The 5,260-nt window shown below is 67.4% G+C and carries 7 protein-coding genes; 5 read left to right on the top strand and 2 right to left on the bottom strand.

The window, feature by feature from the left end; translation table 11 throughout:
* The 4 genes from E4L98_RS15555 to E4L98_RS15540 all read left to right on the top strand — a co-directional run.
* On the top strand, positions 1 to 220 hold a 220-nt coding region (locus E4L98_RS15555), incomplete at its 5' end, for a TolC family protein (RefSeq protein WP_167761341.1).
* Between the two features lie 55 nt (positions 221 to 275).
* On the top strand, positions 276 to 944 hold the full coding sequence (locus E4L98_RS15550; protein ID WP_135202468.1) for a TetR/AcrR family transcriptional regulator: 669 nt from the start codon (positions 276 to 278) through the stop codon (positions 942 to 944).
* Positions 945 to 1,015: 71 nt separating this feature from the next.
* Positions 1,016 to 1,417 (top strand): response regulator, encoded by a 402-nt coding sequence (locus tag E4L98_RS15545; RefSeq protein ID WP_135202467.1) that lies wholly within the window; start codon positions 1,016 to 1,018, stop codon positions 1,415 to 1,417.
* A gap of 39 nt (positions 1,418 to 1,456) precedes the next feature.
* Positions 1,457 to 2,614 (top strand): PAS domain-containing sensor histidine kinase, encoded by a 1,158-nt coding sequence (locus tag E4L98_RS15540; RefSeq protein WP_135202466.1) that lies wholly within the window; start codon positions 1,457 to 1,459, stop codon positions 2,612 to 2,614.
* Here E4L98_RS15540 and E4L98_RS15535 read toward each other — a convergent pair.
* On the bottom strand, positions 2,594 to 3,577 hold the full coding sequence (locus tag E4L98_RS15535; protein WP_135202465.1) for a GlxA family transcriptional regulator: 984 nt from the start codon (positions 3,575 to 3,577) through the stop codon (positions 2,594 to 2,596). The genes E4L98_RS15540 and E4L98_RS15535 overlap by 21 nt on opposite strands.
* A gap of 133 nt (positions 3,578 to 3,710) precedes the next feature.
* On the opposite strand from E4L98_RS15535, the gene E4L98_RS15530 reads away from it, so the two are divergent.
* Positions 3,711 to 4,625: an alpha/beta fold hydrolase gene (locus tag E4L98_RS15530; protein WP_135202464.1), complete on the top strand. Its 915-nt coding sequence runs from the start codon at positions 3,711 to 3,713 to the stop codon at positions 4,623 to 4,625.
* A gap of 17 nt (positions 4,626 to 4,642) precedes the next feature.
* On the opposite strand, the gene E4L98_RS15525 is transcribed toward E4L98_RS15530, so the two are convergent.
* Positions 4,643 to 5,260, bottom strand: a 618-nt coding sequence (locus E4L98_RS15525) for an SDR family oxidoreductase (RefSeq protein ID WP_135202463.1), incomplete at its 5' end; no start/stop codon positions are given.

The following is a 5,260-nucleotide window of genomic DNA, read 5'->3' as shown; positions in this document are numbered from 1 at the left end:
CGCCACGGTCGCCACGGTGGCGCGCGCCAAGGCCAGCGCCGACCGCGCGGCCGCGCTGACCGCCGCGCGCCAGAAAGCCGGCACGGCCAGCCTGATCGACGTGCTCGACACGGAGCGCCAGCAACTGGGCGCGGAACAGAACCTGGCCCAGGCGCAGGCCGAGCTGACCAGCGATTTCATCGCGCTGCAAAAAGCACTGGGGCTGGGCTGGAACGGCTGATGGCGGCGCGCCCGGACTTTATAATGGCGGTTTTCAGCGATGGCACAGTACAGACATGGGCGATGAACATCCTTTGGCCGGCGGCGGCGCGCGCAAGTTGCGCACGGACGGCGCACAGGCGCGCGAGCGGGTCTTGCTGGCCGCCCTGCAGCTGTTCGTGGCCAGGGGCTACCACAACACCTCGGTGCGCGAGATCGCCGCGCAGGCGGACGTCAACAGCGCCTCGATCCGTTACTACTTCGGCGACAAGGCCGGCCTGTATCGCGCCGCCCTGTACGAACCGGTGCGCGAGCACCTGAGCGACGAGCGCGCGCCGTTCGACGCGCCGGGCCTGTCGCTGGAGCAGGCGCTGCGGCGCTACACCCGCAAACGCCTGCTGCCGCTGGGCGGCGGCGAGCTGATACTGCTCAGCGTACGGCTGCGCATGCGCGAGAGCTTCGAGCCGACCGGCCTGCTCGACGATGAGAGTCTCAAGCGCGAACAGGAGCAGCGCCTGCTGCAATTGCTGGCACGCGCGCTCGACGTGCCGCAGGGCGATGCCGAACTGGCGGCGCTGGGCTATTCGATCCGCGCCCTGACCGCCTATCCCTACCTGAGCCGGGAACAGATCTGCCGGGCCGACCCGGCGCTGTTCGCCACGCCCGGCGCGCTGGAGGTGTGGGTCACGCGCCTGACCAGCTACGCCTGTGCGATGGTGGAAGCCGAACGGCAGCGGAGGCGCTAGTCCTACAGCCCGACGGGCCGGGCTCCTATGGGCGCTGCTGGCGCGGGCGGCAACAATGGCACACCAGGCTGATGCGGGTGGGCCGTCGCGGCGGGCACTGGGGAACGATGTTGAAGAAAATATTGGTTATCGATGACAACGTGGAAACAGCGAACGTCCTGGTGGCGTTGCTGGAACTGAACGGGCACCATGCCAGCGCCGCCTATGGCGCCGCGGATGGGCTGCGCGCAGTGGATGAGCTGACGCCCGATGTGGTGTTCCTGGACATCGGCATGCCGGAAATGAATGGCTACCAGGTCGCCGGTCTGATCCGCGCGCGCCCGCGCATCCGCCAGCCCTACCTGATCGCGTTCAGCGCCTGGGACGACGCCGCCTCGGTCGCGCGTGCGCTCGGTGCGGGCTTCGACCGCCACATCGCCAAGACCTCGTCCTTCGAGATCCTGTATGCGGCGGTGCGCGATTTGAACACTTGAGCCAGTCCGGGCTGGCAGTCCACCTCAAAGGAGTGGCATTTGAACACGGAATGGAGCGAAGCGCAGGCGCAGGCACTGGCCCAGGTTCTGCTACGGGACTGGCGCCAGTTCGCCGTGGTGTTCTACGACCCGGAGCTGCGGATCACCGGCTGGAGCGAGGGTGCGCACGCCATCACCGGCTGGACCGCGTCGGACATGCTGGGCGCCTCGACCGCCAGGCTGTTCACCGTCGGCGATCGCGAAAAAGCGCTGCACCTGCACGAGGCCAACACGGCGCGCGTGGTCGGCGTGGCCGAAGACGAGCGCTGGCATCTGCGCAAGGACGGCAGCTGCTTCTGGTCGAGCGGCGTCAGCCTGGCGTTGCGCGGCGCCGGCGGCGAGACCACCGGTTATGTCAAGGTGTTCCGCGACCTGACCAATCTGCGCACGCGCCTGCGTTACCTGGAAAACCTGGTGGAGGCGGCCGAGGCGCAAAAAAACGAAAAGAATGTGTTCATCGGCACCATCGCGCACGAAATGCGCAACCCGCTGGCGCCGCTCAAGACCGCGGTCGAGCTGATCCGGGCCGTCCCCGAGGATGCCGAGCGCCGCGCCAACGCGCTGAAGTTGATCGAACGCCAGGTCGGCTTCCTCGATCGGCTGGTGGAAGACCTGGTTGATTTGACGCGGGTGCACAGCGGCAAGATGAGCCTGACCTATGAACAAGGCGTGCTGCAGGAACTGTTGCTCGAGGCGGTCCATCACTGCCGCGACGCCGCCGACAGCAAGGGCCTGCAGCTGCACGTGGTGATGCCGCCGGTGCCGATCGCGGTGGAAATCGACACGCGCCGCTTCCTGCAGGTGCTGTTCAACCTGCTCAACAATGCGATCAAGTTCACGGCGTCCGGCGGCAACATCTGGCTGACGGCCACCGTCGATGAGAGCTGGTTCGTTTGTTCCGTCAAGGACGACGGCGTCGGCATCCGCGCCGATCTGCTGCCGCGCATCTTCGATATTTTCACCCAGGCCGACCAGCGCCACTCGCAGCGCGGTGCGGGACTGGGCATCGGCCTGGCGGTGGTCAAGGAAATCGTCTCCCTGATGCATGGCAATGTGGAGGTGCGCAGCAAGGGCGACGGCGGCGGCAGCGAATTCATCCTGCGAATTCCGTTGTTACAAACGCGGCCAGCGCCTGCATCACCTTTTGCGCTGGGATAGCTGAAAGGTGCGGCGGTAGGCGGCCGGGGTGACGCCCAGCGCCGCGAAAAAATGCTGGCGCAGCGAGGTGCTGGTGCCGAAACCGCAGGCCGCCGCGATCACCTCGATGGTCTGGTCGGTGGTTTCCAGCTGGCGCTGGACCAGCTTGACCCGCTCCATCACCAGCCAGGCGCCGTAGGTGGTGCCGGTCAGCTGCTTGAAATGACGGGTGAAGGTGCGCCGGCTCATGGCGATCCTGGCCGCGACCGCGTCGATCGGCAGCGGCTGATGCAGATTGGCGCGCACCCAATCGAGGGCAAAGCTCAACCTTTCATCGTTGGCATGTTGCGGCAAGGGCTGTTCGATGAACTGCGCCTGGCCGCCTTCACGCTGCGGCGGCACCACCAGCCGCCGCGCCAGCGCGTTGGCCACGTTGCGGCCGTATACCCGGCTGACGACGTGCATGCAGCAGTCGATGCCGGCGGCCACGCCGGCCGAGGTCAGGAGCCGGCCCGCTTCGACGTACAGCACGCGCGCGTCCACTTCGATGTCCGGATAGGCGCGGGCGAAATCGCCGGCCCAGGCCCAGTGCGTGGTGGCACGCTGGCCGGACAGCAGGCCGGTGGCGGCCACCACGTACGCGCCCAGGCACAGCCCAACCACCAGCGCGCCCTGCTCGTACGCGGCGGTCAAGGCCTGCAGCATGGGCGCCGGCGGGGCTTCGGTGACGTCGCGCCAGCTGGGGATGACCACGATGTCCGCGTCGGCCACCGCTTCCAGCCCGTGCGTGCAGTGTATCGAAAAGCCGGCCGTGGTGCGCAATTGGCCCGCCTCGCCGGCACACACCCGCAGTGCGAACCATGGCGCCTCGCCCATGCGCCGGTCTTCCCCGAACACCAGGCAGGGGACGGACAGGTGGAACGGGCTCATCTGATCGAAGGCGATCACCACCACTTTCAGGTCTTTCAGCGCGCTTGTGCTCATAATGGCCTGATTTTAATGTTTAATGGCATTCAGGCCAATATCCTGCGGGCACCGGTGTGGCTAATCTGTGGGCATTGCCATTCCACTGGAACCCATCATGCCCAAACTGACATCCTTGCTCGCAGGAGCGATCATGACCACCACACTTGCCACGGCCGTCGCTGCGCCGGTTCCCTCCACCACGGCCAGCACCACTTTTCACTGGCGCCAGGTCGATGGCGTCCAACTGTTTTACCGGGAGGCCGGCCCGCAGGACGCGCCGGTGATCGTGCTGCTGCACGGATATCCGTCGTCGTCGCGCATGTGGGACCCGCTGATCCCGCTGTTGGCCGACAAATATCACGTGATTGCGCCCGACTACCCGGGCTTTGGCCACAGCGAGGCGCCGCCGCCTGACCAGTACCGCTATACCTTCGACCATCTGGCGCAGACCACGGCGGCGTTGTTGCGCGAACTGGGCGTCGCCCGCTACACCCTGTTCATGCAGGATTACGGCGGGCCGGTCGGCTTTCGCATGGCGCTGAACGCGCCGGACCAGGTCCAGGCCATCATCATCCAGAACGCCAATGCGTATCAAGAAGGCCTGGGGAAGAAATGGGCCAGGATCGCTGACTACTGGGCGTCGCCGGCCGCGCACCCCGAACAGGTCGACGCGTTCGTCGGCTATGAAGGCACGCGCCTGCGCCATCTGGGCAACAGCCCCAATCCCGAACGTTACAACCCCGACGGCTGGGACGATGAATTTGCCGCCATCTCGCGGCCGGGCCAGCGCGAAATCCAGGCCGCACTGCTGTACGACTACCGCACCAACGTGCAGTCCTATCCGCAGTGGCAGGCCTGGCTGCGCCAGCACCAGCCGCGCATGCTGGTCATGTGGGGCCGGTATGACCCGTCCTTCATCGTGCCCGGCGCGGAAGGCTACAAGCGCGACGTGCCCGGCGCCGAACTGCACATCCTGGACGCCGGCCACTTCGCGCTCGATGAAAAAACCGACGAGATGGCGCGGTTGGTGCGGGGCTTCATGGCGCGGCTGGACCCGGCCCGGTGAACGCACGGCGGGTCCGCTCAGGCGGCGAAACCGCCGTCGATCAGCAGGTCGGCGCCGGTGACGAAGGCGGCTTCTTCGCTGGCCAGGTAGGCGATCATGGCCGCCACTTCGTCGGCATGGCCGTGGCGCTTCAGTGCCATCACGCCGTGCTGGACCGGGGCGAAGTCGCCATCGACCGGGTTCATGTCGGTGTCGACCGGGCCGGGCGCCACGTTGTTGACGGTGATGCCGCGCGGGCCGAGGTCGCGCGCCAGGCCTTTGACCAGGCCGGTCAGGGCGGCTTTGCTCATCGCGTACACCGCGCCGCCGGCCAGTGGCATGCGGTGCGCCACGGTGCTGCCGAGGTTGATGATGCGGCCGCCTTGCTGCATGTGGGCGGCGGCGGCCTGGGCGGCGACGAACACGCCGCGCACATTGATCGCCACGGTCTGGTCGAAATCGGCCAGCGCGAACTGGTCGAGCGGCGCGAAGATCAGCACGCCGGCGCTGTTGACCAGGATGTCCAGGCGGCCGTAGCGCTCGGCCACGCTATCGATGGCGCGGGTCAGGGCGGTGGCGTCGGTGACGTCGGCCTGCACGGCGATGGCGGTGCCGCCGCCGGCGCCGATTTCGGCGGCCAGCGCCGTGGCGGCCGC

Source organism: Duganella callida, from assembly GCF_004614165.1.
Lineage (GTDB): Bacteria > Pseudomonadota > Gammaproteobacteria > Burkholderiales > Burkholderiaceae_D > Rugamonas > Rugamonas callida.
This window is presented reverse-complemented; position numbering and strand designations above follow the sequence as displayed.

Bases quoted from the DNA above. Each gene is read 5' to 3' on its own strand.
- E4L98_RS15550 (WP_135202468.1), top strand. From the start codon at position 276: ATGGGCGATGAACATCCTTTGGCCGGCGGCGGCGCGCGCAAGTTGCGC.
- E4L98_RS15545 (WP_135202467.1), top strand. From the start codon at position 1,016: ATGCGGGTGGGCCGTCGCGGCGGGCACTGGGGAACGATGTTGAAGAAA.
- E4L98_RS15535 (WP_135202465.1), bottom strand. From the start codon at position 3,577: ATGAGCACAAGCGCGCTGAAAGACCTGAAAGTGGTGGTGATCGCCTTC.
- E4L98_RS15530 (WP_135202464.1), top strand. From the start codon at position 3,711: ATGACCACCACACTTGCCACGGCCGTCGCTGCGCCGGTTCCCTCCACC.